The sequence below is a fragment of the Actinoplanes sp. CA-030573 genome (assembly GCF_050951115.1).
Lineage (GTDB): Bacteria > Actinomycetota > Actinomycetes > Mycobacteriales > Micromonosporaceae > Actinoplanes.
The window spans coordinates 9,916,527-9,936,307 of the sequence record NZ_CP192038.1 but is presented as its reverse complement, the minus strand read 5'-3'; the positions used below and the strand labels follow the sequence as shown (position 1 = coordinate 9,936,307).

At 72.4% G+C, this 19,781-nt stretch carries 21 protein-coding genes; 11 read left to right on the top strand and 10 right to left on the bottom strand.

The window, feature by feature from the left end; translation table 11 throughout:
* The first annotated feature begins 480 nt into the window (after positions 1 to 480).
* The 4 genes from moaC (at position 481) to ACQP2F_RS46170 (ending at position 3,206) form a co-directional block, all read left to right on the top strand.
* Entirely contained in the window at positions 481 to 921 is a 441-nt protein-coding gene (gene moaC, locus ACQP2F_RS46185) for a cyclic pyranopterin monophosphate synthase MoaC (RefSeq protein ID WP_433307911.1), read from the top strand.
* Positions 918 to 1,394 carry a MogA/MoaB family molybdenum cofactor biosynthesis protein gene (locus tag ACQP2F_RS46180; protein WP_433299439.1) on the top strand — a complete coding sequence of 159 codons (477 nt, stop codon included), beginning with the start codon at positions 918 to 920 and terminating at the stop codon, positions 1,392 to 1,394. Before moaC ends, ACQP2F_RS46180 begins: the two co-directional genes overlap by 4 nt.
* Positions 1,395 to 1,515: 121 nt before the next feature.
* A complete protein-coding gene (locus tag ACQP2F_RS46175) occupies positions 1,516 to 2,745 on the top strand; it encodes a molybdopterin molybdotransferase MoeA (RefSeq protein ID WP_433299437.1) in 1,230 nt (409 codons plus the stop codon).
* A gap of 14 nt (positions 2,746 to 2,759) precedes the next feature.
* A complete protein-coding gene (locus tag ACQP2F_RS46170; RefSeq protein WP_433307909.1) occupies positions 2,760 to 3,206 on the top strand; it encodes a molybdenum cofactor biosynthesis protein MoaE in 447 nt (148 codons plus the stop codon).
* Here the strand turns inward: ACQP2F_RS46170 and ACQP2F_RS46165 are convergent.
* The 4 genes from ACQP2F_RS46165 to ACQP2F_RS46150 form a co-directional block, all read right to left on the bottom strand.
* Complete coding sequence (locus tag ACQP2F_RS46165; protein ID WP_433299435.1) at positions 3,193 to 4,317, bottom strand: glycosyltransferase 87 family protein; 1,125 nt, start codon at positions 4,315 to 4,317, stop codon at positions 3,193 to 3,195. The two genes, ACQP2F_RS46170 and ACQP2F_RS46165, sit on opposite strands and share 14 nt — an antisense overlap.
* 46 nt (positions 4,318 to 4,363) lie before the next feature.
* Complete coding sequence (locus ACQP2F_RS46160) at positions 4,364 to 4,972, bottom strand: DoxX family protein (protein WP_433299433.1); 609 nt, start codon at positions 4,970 to 4,972, stop codon at positions 4,364 to 4,366.
* Positions 4,973 to 5,000: 28 nt separating this feature from the next.
* On the bottom strand, positions 5,001 to 6,206 hold the full coding sequence (locus ACQP2F_RS46155; protein WP_433299431.1) for an AAA family ATPase: 1,206 nt from the start codon (positions 6,204 to 6,206) through the stop codon (positions 5,001 to 5,003).
* A gap of 101 nt (positions 6,207 to 6,307) precedes the next feature.
* The gene (locus tag ACQP2F_RS46150; RefSeq protein WP_433299429.1) at positions 6,308 to 6,961 is read right to left on the bottom strand and encodes an LppU/SCO3897 family protein; all 654 of its coding nucleotides are present in this window, start codon (positions 6,959 to 6,961) and stop codon (positions 6,308 to 6,310) included.
* Positions 6,962 to 7,098: 137 nt separating this feature from the next.
* Here ACQP2F_RS46150 and ACQP2F_RS46145 point away from each other — a divergent pair, with 137 nt between their 5' ends.
* The gene (locus ACQP2F_RS46145; RefSeq protein WP_433299427.1) at positions 7,099 to 7,779 is read left to right on the top strand and encodes a prepilin peptidase; all 681 of its coding nucleotides are present in this window, start codon (positions 7,099 to 7,101) and stop codon (positions 7,777 to 7,779) included.
* Here the strand turns inward: ACQP2F_RS46145 and ACQP2F_RS46140 are convergent.
* From ACQP2F_RS46140 to moaA, 4 genes are all read right to left on the bottom strand, one after another.
* Positions 7,766 to 10,921 (bottom strand): UvrD-helicase domain-containing protein, encoded by a 3,156-nt coding sequence (locus tag ACQP2F_RS46140; RefSeq protein ID WP_433299425.1) that lies wholly within the window; start codon positions 10,919 to 10,921, stop codon positions 7,766 to 7,768. The genes ACQP2F_RS46145 and ACQP2F_RS46140 overlap by 14 nt on opposite strands.
* 79 nt (positions 10,922 to 11,000) lie before the next feature.
* Entirely contained in the window at positions 11,001 to 12,434 is a 1,434-nt protein-coding gene (locus tag ACQP2F_RS46135; protein ID WP_433299423.1) for a metallophosphoesterase, read from the bottom strand.
* A 92-nt stretch (positions 12,435 to 12,526) separates the two neighbouring features.
* Positions 12,527 to 12,769 carry a MoaD/ThiS family protein gene (locus tag ACQP2F_RS46130; RefSeq protein WP_433299421.1) on the bottom strand — a complete coding sequence of 81 codons (243 nt, stop codon included), beginning with the start codon at positions 12,767 to 12,769 and terminating at the stop codon, positions 12,527 to 12,529.
* 35 nt (positions 12,770 to 12,804) lie between these two features.
* On the bottom strand, positions 12,805 to 13,848 hold the full coding sequence (gene moaA / locus ACQP2F_RS46125; RefSeq protein ID WP_433299419.1) for a GTP 3',8-cyclase MoaA: 1,044 nt from the start codon (positions 13,846 to 13,848) through the stop codon (positions 12,805 to 12,807).
* 108 nt (positions 13,849 to 13,956) lie between these two features.
* Here moaA and ACQP2F_RS46120 point away from each other — a divergent pair, with 108 nt between their 5' ends.
* Positions 13,957 to 14,730, top strand: coding sequence for a class I SAM-dependent methyltransferase (locus ACQP2F_RS46120; protein ID WP_433299417.1), 774 nt, complete (start codon positions 13,957 to 13,959; stop codon positions 14,728 to 14,730).
* Here ACQP2F_RS46120 and ACQP2F_RS46115 read toward each other — a convergent pair.
* Positions 14,693 to 15,577, bottom strand: coding sequence for a fructosamine kinase family protein (locus ACQP2F_RS46115; protein ID WP_433299415.1), 885 nt, complete (start codon positions 15,575 to 15,577; stop codon positions 14,693 to 14,695). The genes ACQP2F_RS46120 and ACQP2F_RS46115 overlap by 38 nt on opposite strands.
* Before the next feature lie 56 nt (positions 15,578 to 15,633).
* Between ACQP2F_RS46115 and ACQP2F_RS46110 the strand changes: the two genes are divergently transcribed.
* The 3 genes from ACQP2F_RS46110 to ACQP2F_RS46100 all read left to right on the top strand — a co-directional run bounded on the left by ACQP2F_RS46110 (position 15,634) and on the right by ACQP2F_RS46100 (position 17,999).
* Positions 15,634 to 16,137, top strand: coding sequence for an N-acetyltransferase family protein (locus tag ACQP2F_RS46110; RefSeq protein ID WP_433299413.1), 504 nt, complete (start codon positions 15,634 to 15,636; stop codon positions 16,135 to 16,137).
* 105 nt (positions 16,138 to 16,242) lie between these two features.
* Positions 16,243 to 17,226 (top strand): DUF4192 domain-containing protein, encoded by a 984-nt coding sequence (locus ACQP2F_RS46105; protein ID WP_433299411.1) that lies wholly within the window; start codon positions 16,243 to 16,245, stop codon positions 17,224 to 17,226.
* A gap of 638 nt (positions 17,227 to 17,864) precedes the next feature.
* The gene (locus tag ACQP2F_RS46100) at positions 17,865 to 17,999 is read left to right on the top strand and encodes a hypothetical protein (RefSeq protein WP_433299409.1); all 135 of its coding nucleotides are present in this window, start codon (positions 17,865 to 17,867) and stop codon (positions 17,997 to 17,999) included.
* Here the strand turns inward: ACQP2F_RS46100 and fdhD are convergent, their stop codons facing one another.
* Positions 18,000 to 18,821, bottom strand: coding sequence for a formate dehydrogenase accessory sulfurtransferase FdhD (gene fdhD, locus ACQP2F_RS46095; RefSeq protein WP_433299407.1), 822 nt, complete (start codon positions 18,819 to 18,821; stop codon positions 18,000 to 18,002).
* A gap of 137 nt (positions 18,822 to 18,958) precedes the next feature.
* On the opposite strand from fdhD, the gene mobA reads away from it, so the two are divergent.
* Both mobA and ACQP2F_RS46085 read left to right on the top strand, forming a co-directional pair.
* Positions 18,959 to 19,510, top strand: coding sequence for a molybdenum cofactor guanylyltransferase (gene mobA / locus ACQP2F_RS46090; protein WP_433307907.1), 552 nt, complete (start codon positions 18,959 to 18,961; stop codon positions 19,508 to 19,510).
* On the top strand, positions 19,498 to 19,776 hold the full coding sequence (locus tag ACQP2F_RS46085; protein WP_433299405.1) for a DUF6457 domain-containing protein: 279 nt from the start codon (positions 19,498 to 19,500) through the stop codon (positions 19,774 to 19,776). The genes mobA and ACQP2F_RS46085 overlap by 13 nt, the downstream gene beginning before the upstream one ends.
* Positions 19,777 to 19,781: the final 5 nt, after the last annotated feature.

Sequence of the window (19,781 nt, the reverse complement as noted above, 5' to 3'; positions counted from 1 at the left end):
CGCACCGCCCTACTCCCAGTCGCGGACCCGCATTGTTTTCTCCTCGCGTAAGAACCCGGCCCCAGTCCGAGCTCTAAGTTGATCTCTGTTTGTCGCGACGAGCGAAACGTTATGCAACGATGCGGGCAGCCGTAACCCTTTTGTGTCGGTATGCGCAGAAAGCGATAATCGGGGGAGTGGTCGTTACTCCCTGTCCGAGAAAGGAAACTCTGTGCAATCTCGAATGTCGATTTGAAGCGCAGTGTCTACATAGCGCAGGGTGCTGTTTCTATTACCCTGCGGATTGACATAAGGACTATCTAATCCGTAACGTCGGCAGGCTCTTGAGCAGCGGATAGATCATGAACATTGCACGTCATTCAATGGTGAAGCGCATGTCGTGGGCGGGCTATCCCACCTGCTTCGACGAGGTTTCTATAAACTCCCGGTATGCCCGAGGAATCACCGCTTAGTCACGTCGACGAGACGGGTGCGGCCCGTATGGTCGACGTTTCCGCCAAGGAGGTCAGCGCTCGGCGGGCGGTGGCCGCGGGTCGCGTCGTCACCACTTCCGAGGTGGTCGGCCTGCTGCGGGGGGAGGGCGTTCCGAAGGGTGACGCGCTCGCCGTGGCCCGGCTCGCCGGCATCATGGGCGCCAAGCGCACGCCCGACCTGATCCCCCTCTGTCACCCGATTGGCCTGCACGGAGTCGTTGTCGATCTCGAGCTGACCGGCACCACCGTCGAGATCACCGCGACGACGAGGACGGCCGACCGCACCGGCGTGGAGATGGAGGCGCTGACCGCGGTCGCGACGGCCGGTCTCGCGATGATCGACATGATCAAGGCGGTGGACCCGGCGGCGAGCATCGAAGCCGTCCGTGTCCTGCGTAAGGAGGGCGGGAAGACCGGTCTGTGGGTACGCCCGGAGCACCGTCCATGAGGGCGCTGGTGATCGTGGCGAGCAACCGCGCGGCGGCCGGCGTCTACGCCGACACGAGCGGCCCGCGCCTGGTCGCTGGGCTGCGCGAGCTGGGCTGCGAGGTCGGCGATCCGGTCGTGGTGCCGGACGGCGAACCGGTCGCGCAGGCCCTTCGGGCGGCCGTCGCGGACGGCGTCGACGTGGTGCTGACCAGCGGCGGAACGGGCATCACCCCGACCGACCGGACCCCCGAGGCGACCCGCGGCGTGCTCGACTACGAGGTGCCGGGGATCGCCGAGGCCATCCGGGCGTACAGCCGCGACAAGGTTCCGGCGGCGGCTCTCTCCCGGGGCCTGGCCGGGGTGGCCGGCCGCACTCTGATCGTGAACCTGCCCGGGTCGACCGGCGGCGCCAAGGACGGCCTCGCCGTGCTCGGTCCGCTGCTCCGGCACGCAATAGACCAGCTCAACGGCGGTGACCACGGCCAGTCGTAGCCCAGGAGTACTACGCACGAGGGACTAAGCGAATAGTGCAAAACCCGACTATGTCGATCTTCCACATAGTGGGACCGAGCCTAGCCGGGCACCTATCCGTCGCGCTGGATAGGCTCGACCGGTGAGCTCTGACACTCCGGTCGACTGGGAGCAGGCCCGCGCGCTCGCGTACGAGGCGGGCCGCCGAGCCGCGGGACCGGCCGAACTGATCTCGCTGCCCGACGCCGACGGCCGCACCCTGGCCGAGCCGCTGCGCGCGCTCACCGACCTGCCCGCCTTCCCGACCTCCAGCATCGACGGGTGGGCGGTGCGCGGCCCGCAGCCCTGGCGCGTGACCGGCCGGGTGCTGGCCGGCGGCGTCGCGGCCCCGCTCGACGAGGACGGCGCCTGCGTCGAGATCGCGACCGGCGCCATGGTGCCGCCCGGGGCCGACGCCCTGGTCCGCATCGAGGACTCGACCCGGGAGGCCGACGGCCGGGTCCGGGGTGAGCCCCGGTCGGCGCCCGACTGGCGGCTTCCCGGCGAGGAGGCGCACAAGGACGAGGAGCTGCTCCCGGCCGGCACGGCGATCGACCCGGCGGTGATCGGCGTCGCGGCGACCTGTGGCTACGAGACGGTGAGCGTGCGGCCACGGCCCCGGGCCGGCGTGCTGATCTTCGGTGACGAGCTGCTCACCGCCGGTACCCCGGGCGCAGGCCGGGTGCGCGACTCCTTGGGCCCGCAGGTCCCGGGCTGGCTGCGCCGCTGCGGGGCCACCGTGGATCGGTCCGCGGTCGCCGGCCCGGTACGCGACACGCTCGAGGCCCATCTCGAGGCGGTACGCGGCGCGCTGTCCGGCGCCGACCTGGTCTGCACGACCGGCGGCACGATGCACGGCCCGGTCGATCACCTGCACCCGACGCTGGCCGAGCTTGGCGCCGAGTACGTGGTGAACACCGTCGCGGTCCGCCCCGGCTTCCCGATGCTGCTCGCCCGCGTCCGCGTCCCCGGCCCCGACGGCCGACCCCGCTTCCTGGCCGGCCTGCCCGGCAACCCGCAGTCGGCCGTGATCGCCCTCATCACCCTGGTCGCCCCGCTGCTCGCCGGGCTCCAGGGCCGTCCGGCGCCGGCGCTGACCCGGGTCGAGACGACCACCGACGTGCCGGGTCGCGGCGGTTTCACGCATCTCGCGCTGGCCCGCGTCGACCACGATGGACGGTCGGCGACACCGGTCGGCCACGTCGGCTCGGCGATGCTGCGCGGGCTGTCGAACGCCCACGGCTTCATCGTGGTCCGGCCGGACACCAAGGCCACCGCCGGCGACCTCGTCCCGTTCCTGCCGTTGCCGCTGATCGCCGGTGAGCGCCCATGACGGAGAAAAGCGAGATGTCCGAAGAGGCCGGGGGCCCGACCGGGGAAGTCGTCCTCGCCGAGGTGCGCGACGTGCCGCTTGATCTGGCCGCCCACGAGAAGGCGGTCGCCGACGTCCGGGCCGGGGCGGTGGTGTCGTTCCAGGGCGTGGTGCGCGACCACGACGGCGGGCGCGGCGTGACGCTCCTGGAATACGAGGGGCATCCGACGGCGGCCGCGATCCTCCGGGAGGTGGCGGCCGAGATCGCGGCCGACCCGGCGGTCTACGCGGTGGCGGTCTCGCATCGGATCGGCACCCTGGCGATCGGCGACGTCGCCCTGGTCGCCGCCGTCAGCACCGCGCACCGGGCGGCGGCCTTCGCGGCCTGCGCGCGGCTGGTCGACGAGGTCAAGGCGCGGCTGCCGATCTGGAAGCGGCAGGTCTTCACCGACGGCTCCGAGGAATGGGTCAACTGCCCCTAGGGCCGGGGATGGCCGGCGCCCGGCGGATCGGCTGTGGCGGGCGCGGGCGACGGGTCGGCACGGCCGGTGCCACCCCCGGGCGCCAGGGCAGGGCGTTCAGCAGCAGGATCATCGCGAAGGCGTAGCCGTTCCAGCCGGTCGTCCACCGCGGGCCGACCAGGATCAGCAGGTAGACCAGTGCCGCCGCGGTCGCGTGGCCGGCGCCGGGGAACCGTTGCCGGCGGGGCCGGCGGGTGGTGACGCGCAGGCGGGCCGCGGCATCGACCAGGATCAGGACCGTCGGCAGCAGCCAGATCAGCGCGTGGACGCCGCTCACCGGGCCGATCGCGGCGCCGGTCAGGCCGGCCAGCGTGAAGGCCGCGATCTCGTCGCCGTCGGCGTGCGCCGAGCGAGCCCGGATCATGCCGACCGCCAGCAGCAGGCCGGAGAACGACAGCCAGATCAGCACCGGCGCGCCGGACGAGTCGTACAGGCGGGCCAGCACGCCGGCCAGCGACTGGTTGAGCGGATCGTCGAGCGGGCCGTCACCGCCGAACGACGGGGACCGGCCGAGAAGGACCGCGCTGCCGAGGACCGTGGCCGCGGTGCCGGCGGCGGTCATGGCGGCCCGCCACTGACGACTGACCACGAGGTAGACGAGGAAGACGACCGGACCGAGGGCGAGTGCGGTCGCCACGCCGATGCCGACCCCCGCCCAGGCGCCGGTGGCCCACGCCCGCCGCAGCAGTGCGATGCCCGGCCGCGCGCCGAGCAAGCGCAACGCGAACAGCCGGGAGGCGGCCGAGCTCGACGTGGCGCGGGAGACGGCCGAGTGGGAGGGGGTCGAGCGGGAAGCGGGTGAGCGCGAGGCGGGCGGTCCCGGCCACCAGGCGGCCCGGCTGCGCGCCCAGGCCGACCGGCGCAACGCCACCACGTCCGCCGTGACCAGGCCGAAAAGCACCAGATCGAGGCCGCCGTGGCCGAGCGCGGCCCGCACCGGCTCGGCCACCAGGGCCAGCGCCGCGGCGGCGGCGACGGCCGTGGCCCGGGACCGGCCGTAGCGGCGGGCGACCGGGCCGGCCAGCGCCACCAGGGCGAGCACCAGGGCGGCGACGCCGGCGAACGCGATCACGTACCTCTAACGCCGGGATCGCCCCAAGGTCACCCGGCCTGCGGAATCACCCCGGGAGCTTGCGGGCGGCGGCGGCCGACATCGCCGCGATCTTGGCCTCCCGCTTCGCCGTCCGGACCGCGCGCCTCATCGAGCGCTGCGACCGGTTCACCGCGTGCTGCACCGTTCGCTGGGAGCGGTCCACCGCGTGCTTGACCTCGCGCTGCGAGCGGTCGACCGCGTGGCCGGTGCGGTAGCGCAGGCTCGGGCGTCCCTCGGTGTCGGCCGCGGCCAGCAGCAGGCCGCCGAGCAGGCCCAGGTTCTTGAGGAACTGGGTCTGGTGCGCCCCGCGCTCCTCCTTCTCCTTGCTCCAGAACGGGTGGCCGGCGAAGGTGGTCGGAATGAGACCGGCGGCGAGCGCCGCGGCGGCCGGCCGGGTGAAGTGACCGGTCGCCAGCGCCACGCCGGCCACCACGTCGGTGGCCGCCTTGGCCCGCACGAGGGTCCGCGCGTCGGTCGGGATGCGCGGGTCGACCTTCTCGAGGAGGGGCCCGACGCGGTCGGTGACCCGGCGCGCCGTCTCCACCTTGTCGTCGGGGCGGATCAGGATCTTGATGCCGCTGACCACGAAGATTGAGGCAAGCATGGCGCGGGCCGCGGTGCGTACGGGCTTCATGAATCTGGTTATACCCGCCCTGCGGGCCTTACACCGGCTGGGTACGCAGGTATCGGCCGAAATGCGGCACGGTGAAGGCCACGGTCCCCCGTTCGCCGGAGTAGATGAGGCCCTTCTTGATGAGCGCGTCGCGGGCCGGGGAGAGGCTGGCCGGCTTGCGACCGAGGGCCGTGGCGATCTCCGCGGTCGGCACGGCCGCGTCCATGTCGTTGTCGGGCTCGCCGGAGAGCGCGGCCATCGCCCGCATGTACTCGCGCTCGGCCGGGGTGGCGCGCTCGAAGCGGGAGCCGAAGAAGCCCACCGCCAGCTCGGCCTCGGCCTCGGGGGCGGCCACCCGCACGTCGGCGTCGGTCACCGGCGACTGCGGCGCGTGATCCCAGGTGGCTTTCCCGTACGCCTGGACGAAGTACGGATAGCCGCCCGACTTCTCGTAGAGCAGGTCGAGCGCCTTCGCCTCGTACTCGACCTCCTCGCGCGCGGCCGGGGCGCAGAGCGCGAGATCGGCCGCGACCCGGTCGAGCCGGTCGATGCGCTGGTAGCGAAAGAGGCGCTCGGAGTAGGACTTGGCCGCCGAGAGCACGGCCGGCAGGTGGGGCAGGCCGGCGCCGACCACGATCAGCGGCGCGCCGAGCTGGGAGAGCTCGTGGCAGGCCGCGCACAGCGCCGAGACGTCGGCCGGGCCCAGGTCCTGCATCTCGTCGATGAACAGGGCGATGCCGGTGCCGACGTCGGTGGCGAGCGACGCCGCGTCGGTGAACAGCTCGACCAGGTCGATCTCGATGTCCCCGGAGTCGGCCCGGCCGCGGGCGGGCGGCACGTCGATGCCGGGGGACCAGCGGTCGCGGATCTTGCCGTTCGGGTCGTTGGCCCGCAGCGCGAACGCCTTGAGCACGGCCAGCACCTCGTCGACCCGGTCCGGGTTGCGGTGATGCGGAGCCAGCTCGCGGATCGCCATGTGCAGCGCGGCCGAGACCGGCCGGCGCAGCGACTGGTCGGGCCGGGCCTCGATCTTGCCGGTGCCCCAGAGCCGGCCGATCGCGGCCGAGCGCAGCGTGTTGAGCAGGACGGTCTTGCCGACCCCGCGCAGGCCGGTCAGGACGAGGCTGCGCTCGGGGCGGCCGCGCGCGACCCGCTCGAGCACCACGTCGAAGGCGTCGAGCTCGCGGCCGCGACCGGCGAGCTCGGGTGGGCGCTGACCAGCGCCGGGGGCGTACGGGTTCCGCACCGGATCCACGGATAGCACCGTATCGGGTCGTCTAGCGCAAAAGCTAGAGAGCGCTATCGAAAGGTCGTCGTGTGTCGTCTACCCTAATCTACGAATCAGCCTAGAAAGCGCTAGAGCGACTTATGCTCCTTGAGGCAGAGCACGAAGTCGAGGTCGTCGAGCGGGCTGTCGTAGAAGTACCACTTGGTGTAACCCGGCACCTTGGCGCACTTCGACTCGGCGTCCTTCTCCCCCGTGGTCTTGCCGTCGATGCGCTTGAGCACCTCGTACGTCCCCGTGGTGCAGGTGTTCTTGCGCATCTCGGGCTTCGCGTCGGTGCCGTCGTTGACCACGCAGTCGCCCTGCTTGACGTTGAACCGGGCGTCCTCGCTGCCGATCGGCGCCGGGCCGGGGTTGGTCGCCGCGTCCGACGGGCCGGCGGTCGGGCTCGGCTTGTCGTTGCGGACCTTGAGCAGCCACGCCGTCGTACCGAGCCCGATGCAGATCAGCACGCCCAGCGTGACCACCAGCGCGATGATCGGCGTGTTCCGCTTCTCGGGCGGCGGCGGGGAAGCCGACGGCTGACCCCACATCGAGGCCCCACTGATCGGCGCGGACGGATAGGAAACCGGCTGCTGCGGGATGGACGGCGGATGACCACCCCAGGACGGATCGGGCGTGACCCCGGCACCCTGATCTCCCCACGGGTCGGCGGGCTCGGCATACGGCTCGTCGGAGCTCCCGTGCGACCACGGCGGGCCGGAGTGCGGGCCGTTCTGCGACATGGGGAATTTCCTCCGGATGCGGTCAACGCTGCCTGCCACCGTAGCGTGCGGGGGTCAGGCAAACCCGTACGGAATCGCCGCTGGTGTCGGCAACCTGACCCCCGGCGCGCGTGCCGTGACCGATACGGTCCACGGTCGTGTCGCCACTCCTCGTGATCTTCTCGGCCGGCTTCGGCGCGGCCACCGCCGCCTTTCTCCCCCGGCTCGCTCATCGCCTCGCCGTCGGCCGGGCCGACGGTCCTCGGCCGGCCTGCGCGGTCTGCGCACGGCCGTTCTCCCCGGGCTTCTCCGGGTGGGTACGGGCGGGAGCCGCGTGCTGCTTCGGCGGGTACGCGTGGACGACGGCCGCCGGCGCGACGGTCGCCGCCCTGCTCGCCGTCGTGATCGGACCGTCGCCGCGGCTGCCGCCCCTGCTGCTGGCGGCGGTGCCGGGCCTGCTGCTCGCGGTGATCGACCGGCGCTGCCTGCGACTGCCGGACCGGCTCGTCGCCGCGGTCGGAGTCCTGGGCGGCGTGCCGCTCGCGGTGCTGCGCCCCGACCGGATCGCGCCGGCATTGCTGGCGGCGGTCGCGGTGCTCACCGCGTACGGGCTGATGTGGGTCGCCGGAGGTCTGGGGCTCGGTGACGTGAAGCTGGCCGCCGTGCTCGCCATGATCCTGGGTTTCGCCGGCTGGCCGGCGGTGGTGGTCGGCGTGCTCGCGCCGCACCTGATCAATGGGCCGATCGCGCTGTTCGTGCTGGTCACCGGCCGGCGACAGATCATGCCGTTCGGCCCGGCGCTGCTGGTGGGTGCCCTGATCGGGCTTACAGCAGCCTGAGCTGGCGATCCTTCGGACGGGACGGGACGGTGTCGCCGAGGCGCTCGAACAGGCCGGAGTCGATCGCGTCGAGGAAGGGCGTGGGGCTCTGCTCGCGCTCGCTGCCGTGGCGGAAACGGCGGGCCGCGTGGCTCAGATAGAGGCGATCCTGCGCGCGGGTGAGGCCGACGAAGAAGAGGCGGCGCTCCTCGGCCAGCTCGTCATCGGTCGGCGTCGCGCCCGGCCAGCGCAGCGGCAGCAGGCCGTCCTCGCAGCCGACCAGGAAGACCACCGGGAACTCGAGGCCCTTCGCGGCGTGCAGCGTCAGCAGGTTGACCGCCTCGGCGCGGGGATCGAGCGCGTCCACCTCGGCGCCGGTCGCGATCTCCTGCAGCAGGCGTGGCAGGTCGTCGCCGATGCGCTGGGCCAGCGGCATCAGCAGGTCGGCCGCCGCCCAGATGTCCTCGGGGACGAGCTGCTCGGCGTCCAGCGTCGGCGCCGCGAACCGCTGGGCCAGCACCTGGGCGGTCAGTTTCACCCGTGCCGCCAGCGAGCCGCCGAGGCCGCCCGCGTGCCGCAGCTCGCGGGCGATGACCTGCACGCCGGCCCGGTCGCGCAGCCGGTTGTGCGACCGCTTCTGCACCGGCACGCCGGCCCGGGAGAGCGCTTCGACGATCACGCCGGACTGCGCGTCGGTGCGGTAGAGGACGGCAATGTCCGAGAAGGACAGGTTGCCGGCCGCGGTCGCGCGGGAGTCGACCCGGCCCGAGTCGAGCGACCGGTGGGAGAGTCCGCCGACCAGCTCGTCGATCGTGCGGACCACGAAGTCGGCCTCGTCGGCGGCGCTGGCGGCGGGGTAGCGGCCGACCAGCGGCGACTCGGGGTCGAGCCGGGCCGGGTCCAGGCGGCGGCCGCTGACCAGCGACGTCGGCGCGATCGCCTGCACGGCGGCGGCCAGGATCGGGGCGCTGGAACGGTAGTTGCGGGTCAGCCGCACCAGCCGGGCGTCGACGAAGTCCTCGTTGAAGCGCAGGAAGTACTTCACGTCGGCGCCGCGGAACGAGTAGATGGCCTGGTCCGGGTCGCCGATCGCGCACAGGTTGCCGTCGGCCGGGCTGAGCAGGCGCAGCAACTCGTACTGGGTCTCGTCGACGTCCTGGTACTCGTCCACGAAGATCCACTGCCATTGCCTGCGGTACTTCTCGATCAGGGCCGGCTCGTCGCCGAGCAGCGCCACCGGCAACTTGATCAAGTCGTCGAGGTCGACCAGGTCCTGCTGGCGGAGCAGTTTCGCGTACGCGAGATCGTCGTCCCCGGCCTGCTCCCGCGCCTCCGCCTGTTCCCGGTCGTCGGCGATCCGCCAGCTCGGACCGAGGCCGGCCGCCTTGGCGTTCTCCTTGAGGATCGTCAGCCCGACCGAGTGGAAGGTGCCGACCGTGATGTCCTCGGCGCCGTCGCCGAGCAGGGCGTCGAGGCGCTCGCGCAGCTCGGCGGCGGCGCGGCGGGTGAAGGTGATCGCCAGGCAGCGATGCGGGAAGACGTTCAGCTCGGCGCACAGATAGGCGATGCGATGCGTGAGCGTACGCGTCTTGCCGGTGCCCGGACCGGCGACGATCAGCAGCGGACCACCGGGGGCGCTCGCCGCTACCCGCTGCATGGCGTCGAGGCGATCGAGCAGGCCGGTGCCCACCTCTTCCATGCCCGCCAGCATCGGCTCGAACGGCTCGTGCGGGCTCGGCGGCACGGCCAGCGGGGGAGGCGGCACCGGATTTTTCGGCTCTTTAACCGCTTTAGCGGGTTTCTTCGGAGGGGTGACCTTCTCCGGCTTGCGCTGCTGCGGGACGTCGAAGGCCGGAAGGTCGAACAGCGCGTCGGCCTGGGGCGCCTTGCCGCGCAGCTCGCCGGGCTCGAAGAGGGTGATCACGCCGTACTCACCGTCGTAGCCCGGTACCCGGCGCACGTCGCCGCGCCGCAGCCGGCCGATCGCCTCCTCGAGGTTGTCCCCGCCGGCCTGGCCGATCTCGTCGAGCGGCACCCGGCGCAGGATGTCGAGCTCGGCGCCGAGGGTGGCGACCAGGTGGTTGATCTGGGCCTCGACCGTCTTCGACTTGGGGCCGACCCCGTTGATCTCGCCGAGGATCTCGTGCAGCTGGATCAGGTGCTCGACGTGGTCGTCGCGGTGGAAGCCGGTCGGCCGGTCGGCCAGGTCCTCGACCCGGCTGAGCACGCCCACGGTCAGCGGCTTGCCGCACTCGGGGCAGCGGCCGCCGGCCTCGCGGGTGCGCCGCGGCTCCCAGTTGACGCCGCAGGCGCGGTGGCCGTCGGCGTGGTACTTGCCCTCCTCCGGGAAGAACTCGAGGGTTCCGGCCAGTCCTTGGTGCAGGCGCACCGCTTCGTAGCCGGGCTCGCCGGTGAAGAGGGTCGCCTCGCGGGCCAGGGCGGCCGGCGAGTGGGCGTCGGAGTTCGAGACCAGGCGGTAGCGGTCCAGACTGGACACCCGCCAGTTCATCTCCGGGTCGGAGGAGAGGCCGGTCTCCACGGCCGTGATGTGGTCGGCCAGGTCGGCGTAGCAGTCGGCGATCGCGTCGAAGCCGGATTTCGAGCCGAGGGCCGAGAACCACGGCGTCCAGATGTGCGCGGGCACCAGGTAGCCGCCGGCCTCGAGGGTGATCTCCAGAAGGTCGCGGGAGTCGAGGCCGAGGATCGGGCGGCCGTCGGCGGTGAGGTTGCCGATCCGGCCGAGCGCGGTGTTGAACCGGGCGGCGGCCTCGAAATCGGGCATGTAGATGAGGTGGTGCACCTTACGCGTACGGTCATCGCGCTTGTAGATCGTGGAAATCTCGACGCTGAGCAGGAACTTCGCCGCGCGCGTGCCCTGCAGTGAGCCGGGCAGGCGCCTGGTCACCTCGTCCTCGCCGGAGAAGCGGTAGAGGCCGTCGCCGTCCGCGGTCAGGCTCTCGCGCAGGTGGTCGAACCACGCCGGGTGGGTGAAGTCGCCGGTGCCGAGCAGCGCGATGCCCTTGCGCCGGGCCCACCAGGCCAGGTTGGGCAACGTCAGGTCGCGGCTGCAGGCGCGCGAGAACCGGGAGTGGATGTGCAGATCCGCGACGTATGTGTCCGCGGCGACCGAGGACCCTGCGTTGTCCGAGGGCACGCGCTGCATCCTGTCACGGCCTCCGCTTCGGTCACCAATCGCCACGCGCAAACAAACTTACGGATCTTGATGCCTGGTCCTGCGCCTTTTACGCGGACCGCAACTCGACCACCGTCACCTGCGGGGGCGCGCCCACCCGGACCGGCGGTCCCCAGAACCCCGCGCCGTTGGTGACGAAGACCGGCACGCCGTCCACGTCGCCGTAGCCGGACACCACCGGTTGATCAAGCTTGACCAGCAGGTTGAAGGGTGCCATCTGGCCGCCGTGCGTGTGTCCGGAAACCTGCAGATCGACCCCGAACGGGGCCGCCTGGTGCGCCGCCGCCGGTTGATGGGCCATCAGGACGACCGGCCGCGCGGTGTCCCGGTCGCCGAGCGCCTTGCGGAAATCGGGCGGGTCGCCGACGTCCGCGCCACCGAGATCGTTGACGCCGGCCAGGTCGAGGCCGCCGAGCTCCACCCGCTCGTTGCGCAGCGGTCGCACGCCCAGGCTCGCCACCTCCTCGATCCATGGCTCGTATCCCGAGTAGTACTCGTGGTTGCCGGTCACGAAGTACGCCCCGTACCGCGACTCGATATCGGCGAGCGGCGTCGCGAACCGCCCCAGCTCCGCAACGCTGCCGTCAACCAGATCACCGACGACGCACACGATGTCCGCCTTCACCGAATTGATCAGGTCGACGATGCGTCCGACGTGGTGGGTGCCGGTCAGCGGCCCGAGGTGAATGTCGGAGACGACGGCCAGGCGGGTGCCGTCCATGCCGCGGGGGAGTTTCGCCATCGGCATCGCCCAGCGGTTGAGTTGCGGCGGCCCGAGGGCGGTCTTCATGCCGTAGCCGGTGATGCCCACCGCCGTCAGTCCCGCGAAGATCGCCGCTCCGCGCGCGAGGAGAAGCCGCCGGTCGATCCCGCCCGTGCCTTGCTTCTCACCGGCGCCGGCCGTCTCGCCCGTGCCGGCGGTCTCGCCCGTGCCGGCGGTCTCGCCCGTGCCGGCCGTCTCGCCCGTGCCGGCGGTCTCGCCCGTGCCGGCCGTCTCGCCCGCGCCCGCCTTTGTGCCCACGCCGGCCCCGTTGCCCGTGTCCGCCGCGTCGCCCGCGCCCGCGGTCTCAGCAACGCCCGCCGTTGTGCCCGGGGTCGTGGCCGCCTTCCCACCCGCGTTCGTTGGCTCCGACTCGGCTCTTGGCTCTGCGCTCGCGCCGACGAGCACCGGTTCCCTCTCGCCACGCCGCCGGGCACGCCACCAGAGCAGCACGCCGGCCCGGGGAGCCTCCAGCGGCAGCAGCACCACGAGCAGGTAGAACATCAGGGCCAGCCAGAGATAGCCCGGCCACGCCAGCCACTCCGCGTGCCCCGTTCGCGTCCCGATGAGCGTCGCCGGGAGCAGCACCGCCAGCACCACCGCCGCGACAGCCCCGAGACGCCGGGCCCGCTTGCCCCGCGTCGTGTCTTTCACGAGGCGTTTCCACAGATAGAAGTGAATGAGCCCGATGAGGACGAACACCACCGCGACGAAGACCAGCAAAGCCCCTCCTCAAAACCCCACCGGTCCGCAGCCGCCCGCTCTGGGACGCCTCAGGCGCCCGCTCTGGGACGCCTCAGCCGCCCGCTCTGGCCTCAGCCGCCCGCGAAGGGTGGCAACACGTCCACCGTCGCGCCGGCCGGAAGCGCGGCCCCGCGATCATGGCAGGCCAGCCCGTCGACCAGGAAGCTGGCCGCCTTCAGCACCAGCCCCAGCCGCTCGCCGTGCCGATCGGTCAGCAGCTGCGCCAGCTCCTCGATCGACCCCGCCTCGGCCGGTTCCGACGACACCCCGCCGGCCGCCGCCCGTGCCCCAGCGAAATAGCGCACGGTCAGCATGGTCGAGCTCCGATCGCCGACGTGAAGGCCACAGGTCAACCGCCGATCGCCGACATCGGCCGGGCCGGCTGCAGGAAGCTCGGATCATCGATGCCGTGCCCCGCCCGCTTGCCCCGCATCGCCACCCGCCAGGCCTCGGCGATCTCCTCGTCGGAAGCTCCACCCCGCAGCAGCCGGCGCAGATCGCTCTCCTCGGTGGCGAACAGGCAGTTTCGGATCTGCCCGTCGGCGGTCAGCCGGGTGCGGTCGCAATCACCACAGAACGGCCTGGTCACGCTGGCGATGACACCGACCCGGGCGGGCTCGCCGGCCGCGTCGACGTGGCCTGGGACCAGCCAGGTCTCGGCCGGCGACGTTCCACGTGAAACCGAATCGGCTCGCAGATCGAAGGGCGCCAACGCAGCCAGGATCTCGTCGGCGGTGACCATCGTGTGACGGTCCCAGCGGTGCTGGGCGTCCAGGGGCATCTGCTCGATGAAGCGCAGCTGATAGCCGTACGTCAGCGCGAATTTCACCAGCTGCGGCGCCTCGTCCTCGTTGATGCCGCGCATGAGCACCGTGTTGATCTTGACGGGCGTCAGCCCCGCCCGCGCCGCCGCCTCCAGGCCGCGAAGCACGTCCGAAAGCCGGTCGCGCCTGGTCAGGGCGATGAACCGCTCCGGATCGAGCGTGTCGAGCGAGACGTTGATCCGGTCGAGACCCGCCTCCCGCAGCGGCACCGCCAGCCGCTCGAGCCCGATCCCGTTCGTGGTCAGCATGAGTCTCGGCCGTGGGGCGAGACGCGCGGCGGCCGCGATGATGCCGACCAGGCCGCGCCGCAGGAGCGGCTCGCCTCCCGTGAACCGCACCTCGTCGATCCCAAGAAGCGAGACCCCGATGCGCACGAGCCGCACCACCTCGTCGTCGGTGAGCTGCTGCTCACGCGGCAACCAGGCCAAGCCCTCCTCGGGCATGCAGTAGGTGCAGCGCAGATTGCATCGATCGGTCAATGACACGCGCAGGTCGGTGGCCACCCGGCCGAAGCGGTCGACGAGCCCAGCCGGGAACGCCCCCTGGTCTGGTCTCGCTTCGTCCTCCACGCTTCGAATCTAGCCGCTCGGCCCGGTCGCCGCCGAAGCCGATTTCGATCTGTGGATAACCCGGTAATCCGGTTGAGCGGCGCGGGCCCGGCTGGGATGGTCGGCGCCATGCGAGGCTTCGACGATCTTGTGGCCGAGGGCGCCGCCGTGCCGGTCGACGGCTGGGACTTCTCCTGGTTCGAGGGCCGGGCCACCGAGGAGCGGCCGTCCTGGGGCTACGCGCGCCTGCTGGGCGAGCGGATGGCCCGGGCCCGTCGCGCGCTCGACCTGCAGACCGGCGGCGGCGAGGTGCTGGCCACGATTCCCGAAGCGCCGCCCACGCTGGTGGCTACCGAGGGCTGGCCGCCTAATGCGGCTCTGGCCCGGCAGCGGCTCGCGTCCCTGGGCGGACGCGTCGTGGAGGTCGGGGAGGATGCTCGCCTGCCGTTCCCCGACGAGTCGTTCGACCTGGTCACCAGCCGGCATCCGGTCACCGTGAACTGGACGGAGGTCGCCCGCGTGCTCGAGCCCGGCGGCACCTATCTCGCCCAGCACGTCGGCGCCGGCTCCCTGCGCGAGCTCATCGACTTCATGATGGGTCCGCAGGTCGTCGGCAAGGCGCGCGATCCCGAGCGGGCCCGAGCCGAGGCCACCGCCGCCGGTCTCACCGTGCTCGACCTGCGGACGGAGGCACTGCGCATCGAGTTCTTCGACGTGGCGGCCGTGATCGTCTTCCTGCGAAAGGTGATCTGGACCGTGCCCGGCTTCACCGTCGACGCGTACCTGGGCCGTCTCCGTGCTCTGCACGAGCAGATCGAGAGCGACGGACCGTTCGTGGCACATTCCCAGCGCTTTTTGATCGAGGTCAGGAAAGAGCCGCGTGGGCCGATCGGGCGGCCGTGACCACCGCGTTGCGGTAGGCGGCGCCGAACGCGGCCGTGTGCACAAGTAGAAGGTGCAGCTGATGCAGGGGCACGCGCGCCTGCCAGCCGTCCGCGAGCGGAAACGCATCCCGGTAGGCGCCGAGGATGCGATCGAGGTGCGGCGCGCCGCCGAAGAGCGACATCTCGGCCAGGTCGGTCTCCCGGTGTGCGCCCTGTGCGGCCGGATCGATCAGGTAAGCCGTGCCGTCCGACGACCACAGGATGTTGCCCGGCCAGAGATCCCCGTGGGTCCGGCTCGGCGGCTCGCCGTCGTCCCACCGGTCCAACGCGCTCAAGATTTCCTCCAGGAGCGCGACATCCTGGGCGGTCAACGCACCGGAGTCGGCCGAGGTGCGCACGTACGGCCGGAGCCTGCGCTCGGCGAACCACCTTCCCCACGGTCCGGGCTGCCGGGTGTTGTCCAGCGGGAGTGGACCGATGAAGCCGGGCCACTCGGCGCCGAACGACTCCGCTCCGGAGCGATGCAGCGCGGCCAGGTCACGGCCCAGGCGTTCGGCGGCCGCGGGAGTCGCCGGGCCGTGGTCGATCCACCCGGTCGCGAGCATCGACGGGAGGGCGACGAACACCTCGGGCACCGGTGCGCCCGCCTCGGCGAGCCAGCGCAGCCCCGACGCCTCGGCCTCGAAGAAACCACGCGGCGGTTCGCCGGACGGCCAGGTCTTGGCGAACAGGGACGTGCCGTCGTCGAGCGTCAGCCGTACGGCGTTGGACACGCTGCCGCCACCCACCGGGGTCTCGCGAATCCGCTGGTGGGTGAGAAATGTCGGGAGATGCTCGGGGTGCGCGCGTAAGTACGCCTGGTCCACCGGCTTATCTTCCACTTCGGCTTACGGCGGCCGGAAATCGGAGTCAAAATGTCGGCATGAGCCCTGTCACAGTGCGTTCGTACCGTCCGGGTGACCACTCCGCGGGTCGTCGACTGTGGTCCGAGCTGACCAACCAGCACAACCAGATGTACGGCTCGGTCGCCGACGACGGTGGGGAAGGCTTCGAGGAGTACCTCACCCGGCTCGATCTCTCCGGGCTCTGGGTGGCCGAGCACGCCGACGACGGGGTGATCGGGCTGGTCGGGCTGACGATCCGTGGGCGCTCGGGCGTGGTCGAGCCGATCGTGGTGACGATCTCGCACCGGCACAAGGGCGTGGGCCGCAAGCTGCTGCGGCATGTCGCCACCGAGGCCCGCAAGCGGAACATGGCGGCCCTGACGATCTCGCCGGCGTCACGCAACATTGACGCCATCCGCAGCCTGCACGCGGCCGGGTACGACGTGCTCTCGTCGATCGAGCTGACCCTCGACCTGGACCGGAACCGGCACGAGTGGCAGGAGGAGGGGCTCGAGCTGCACGACATGCAGTTCCGCTCCTAGCAGCTCTTCCCGTGGGTAGCGGCGCCTCCTGTGGATAAGAGCGCGTTGTCCACAGGCCGGCACTTTGGCACTCGCGCCGGCCGCCCGCCGGGCCACCATGCCCGCATGACCCCGGACTGCATGATCACCGTGAGCTCCTCCGCCGAGGCCGTCGCCGTCACGCCCTACATGCTCGGCTTCCATCCGACCGACAGCCTGGTCGTCCTCGGGCTGTTCGGCCGCCTGGTCGACTTCGTCGTGCGCTACGACTTCCCCCCGCCCGACCACCCATCCGCCCTCGAGGAGGCGGCCGAGCTCGTGGCCGCCCAGGGCGCCGGGCGGGTGATCGTCCTCGGCTACGGCCCGCCCGGCCCGGTGAGCCCGGCGGTGCTCGAGCTCGCCCACATGCTGCGCGAGGCGCGCGTAAGGGTCGAGGACACGCTTCGAGTGCACGACGGGCGCTGGTGGTCGTACGAGTCGCGCGGCCCCGCCGAGGGCACGGCGTGCTCGCTCGGCCTCGCGGCCGGCGCCGTCTTCCAGGGCCTGGTCGCGTTGCCGGACCGCAAGGCCCTGGTCGCCCAGCTGGCTCCGCTCGAGGGCGAGGCCGGTCGCGAGGCGGAGGCGGCGACCGTCCGAGCCCGAGCCCGCCGAGCTTCTTTGCCCGACGACGCCGCGCGGCGCGCGGGCCGCGAGGCGATCCGGGAGGCCGAGCGGATCGCCCGCTCCGGCGGCGAGCCGACCGGCGACGAGTACGCCTGGCTGAACGTGCTGCTGGCCGAGCAGCCGGTGCTGGAGCACGGCATCGACCGCACCAGTCCCGAGCGGTGGCGCGCCCGCCTCTGGACCGAGGCCGTGCGCCGGGCCGAGCCCACCCAGGTGGCCGCCCCGGCCACCTTGCTCGGCTTCGCCGCCTGGCGCGCCGGCGACGGCGCCCTGGCCCGGGTGGCGGTGGACCGCGCGCTGCAGGCCGCGCCGGGCCACCGCTACGCCGCCATCCTCGACCGCCTGCTCGGCGCCGGCATCCGCCCGTCCACGCTGGTCTCCATGAGACCACTCCCACCGCGGGGCCGCCGCCGCCGAAGGCCAGCCCGCGGCCGCGCAATCCCCTGACCCCGGCCCCGGCCGCCGCCCGCCCGGGCCGTCATGCCGGCTGACCAGGCTCGGACCGCCACGCCCGGCCGGGCCGAGGGTGGCCCATCAAGCCCGGCCGGGCCGGGCGTGGCCCACAGACTCGCCATGCCTGGTCGGGCCGAGCGTGGCCCACCAAGCCCGGCCGGGCCGGGCGTGGCTCACCGGCTCACCATGCCTGGCCGGGCCGGGCGTGGCTCACCGGCTCACCATGCCCGGCCCGGCCGAGCGTGGCCCACCAAGCCCGGCCCGGCCCAGCGTGGCCCACCGGCTCACCATGCTCGGTCTGGCCAAGTCCGGCCCGCCGAGCCGGGCTCGCCGAGCTGGGCCTGGCCGAGTCCGGCCGAGCACGCCCGGCCTAGCGGAGCCCGGCCCAGCACGCCCGGCCCGGCCGAGCCCGGCCCACCAAGCCCGGCCGAGCGCGGCCCACCAAGCCCGGCCGGGTCGAGCGCGGCCCACCGGCCCGCCTTGCCCGGGTCGGCCGAGCGCGGCCCACCGACCTCGGCCCGCGTGCGGTGTGCGGTGCGGTGCGGCGCGGATGGCATGCCCCTTCCGGGCGGCACGCCTGTCTGCGAGCCCGGAGTGCGCCCAGGGGAAGCAGCACGCTCGCCAACACCGGTGTGCGCGACATGGAGGTGACCGGTGTGCGCGACATGGAGGTGACCGGTGTGCGCGACATGGAGGTGATCGGCGTGCGCGAGATGGAGGTGATCGGCGTGCGCGACCTGGAGGTGATCGACGGCGCCTGGAGCTGATTAGACGGTGACTCGGGAAGGGACTGTGTAGACGTTCATGGTCTCGCCTCGGAGGAAGCCGACCACGGTCATGCCGGCCTCGTCGGCCAGTTCGACGGCCAGCGTGCTCGGGGCCGAGACGGCGGCCAGCAGCGGGATGCCGGCCATCCATGCCTTCTGGGTCAGCTCGAAGCTGGCCCGGCCGGAGACCAGCAGCAGGTGGCCGGCCAGCGGGAGGCGGCCCTCGCGCACGGCCCAGCCGATGACCTTGTCGACCGCGTTGTGGCGTCCGACGTCCTCGCGCAGCACGAGCAGGTCGCCGGTGGCGGTGAACAAGCCGGCCGCGTGCAGGCCGCCGGTGCGGTCGAACGTGCGCTGGGCGGCCCGCAACCGGTCGGGCAGGCCGGCCAGGGTGCGGGCCGGGACGGTCAGCGGGTCGGCGGCGACGTCGTGGGGGGAGCGGGTGCGTACGGCGTCGATGCTCGCCTTCCCGCAGACGCCGCAGGAGCTGGTCGTGTAGAAGTTGCGGCTCGGGTCGGTGACCGGCGGTGGCACGTCGGGGCCGAGCACGATGTCGACCACGTTGTACGTGTTCGGCGTGTCCGTGCCCGCGCACAGCTGGGCCGTCACCACGTCGCCGGCCGTGGTGATGATGCCCTCGCTGAGCAGGAAGCCCATGGCGAGGTCGATGTCGTTGCCGGGGGTTCGCATGGTCACGGCCAGGGGTTGCTTGCGCAGGCGGATCTCCAGCGGCTCCTCGGCGGCCAGGTCGTCGGGACGCCGGGACGTGGATCCGGCCAGGTTGATCTTTACGACCGGTCGCCGGGTGGTGGTGCGGGCCATGGGGCGAGCCTATGCCGCCCGATAGTGATCCACGACTGTGAAGTGAGCGCGCGGTCACGCTCGACACGCGCTCGGGATACGGTACGTACGTGGGGGGATTCGCGGCGGTGGTGCTGGCCGGTGGTGCGGCACGGCGGATGGGCGGCGCGCACAAGCCGACGCTGCCCGTTGCCGGTCAGTCCATGCTGACCCGCGTGCTGGCCGCGGTGCACGACGCGGATCCGCGAATCGTGGTCGGCCCGGTGCCGCCCGACCTGCCGGTTCCGGTGCACTCCACGCGGGAGGATCCGCCCGGCGGTGGGCCCGTCGCGGCCACCTCGGCGGGGCTTGCGCTGGTGCCGGAGGACGTGACCTATACGGCTTTGCTCGCCGCCGATCTGCCGCTGCTGACCGGCGAGGCGATCGACGTGCTGCGGCTGACGGCCGAGTCGGCGCCGATGCAGGGCGCGGTCTACCGGGACGCCGAAGGGCGCCGGCAGATGCTCTGCGGCGTCTGGCGCACCTCGGCACTGCGCGACGCGGTCGGCCGGCTCGAGGAGCAGCGCGGCGACCTGCACGGCGCGTCGGTCCGGGAGCTGATGGAGTTCCTGCGGGTGGCCGAGGTGTCGTGGCGCCGGCCCGGCCCGCCGCCCTGGTTCGACTGCGACACCGACGACGACCTGCGCACCGCCGAGGAATGGGCACGATGAGCGAGGACCAGGGCGAAGGCGGCCGCAACAACGCTCTGAACGCGTGGGTCGAGGCGGCGGGGCGCGCGCTGGGACTGGCCCCCGGCGAGGTGCCGACGAAAGCGGTCCTCGACGTCGCACGGGACGTAGCTCATGGAGTGGTCCGTCCGGCGGCGCCGGTCACCGCGTACCTGATGGGTCTCGCCGTGGGTCGAGGGGCCGACCCGGCGGAAGTCGCCGATCGTCTCAGCGAACTCGCCCTCTCCTGGCCGGAGCCCTCTCGATAGGGTGA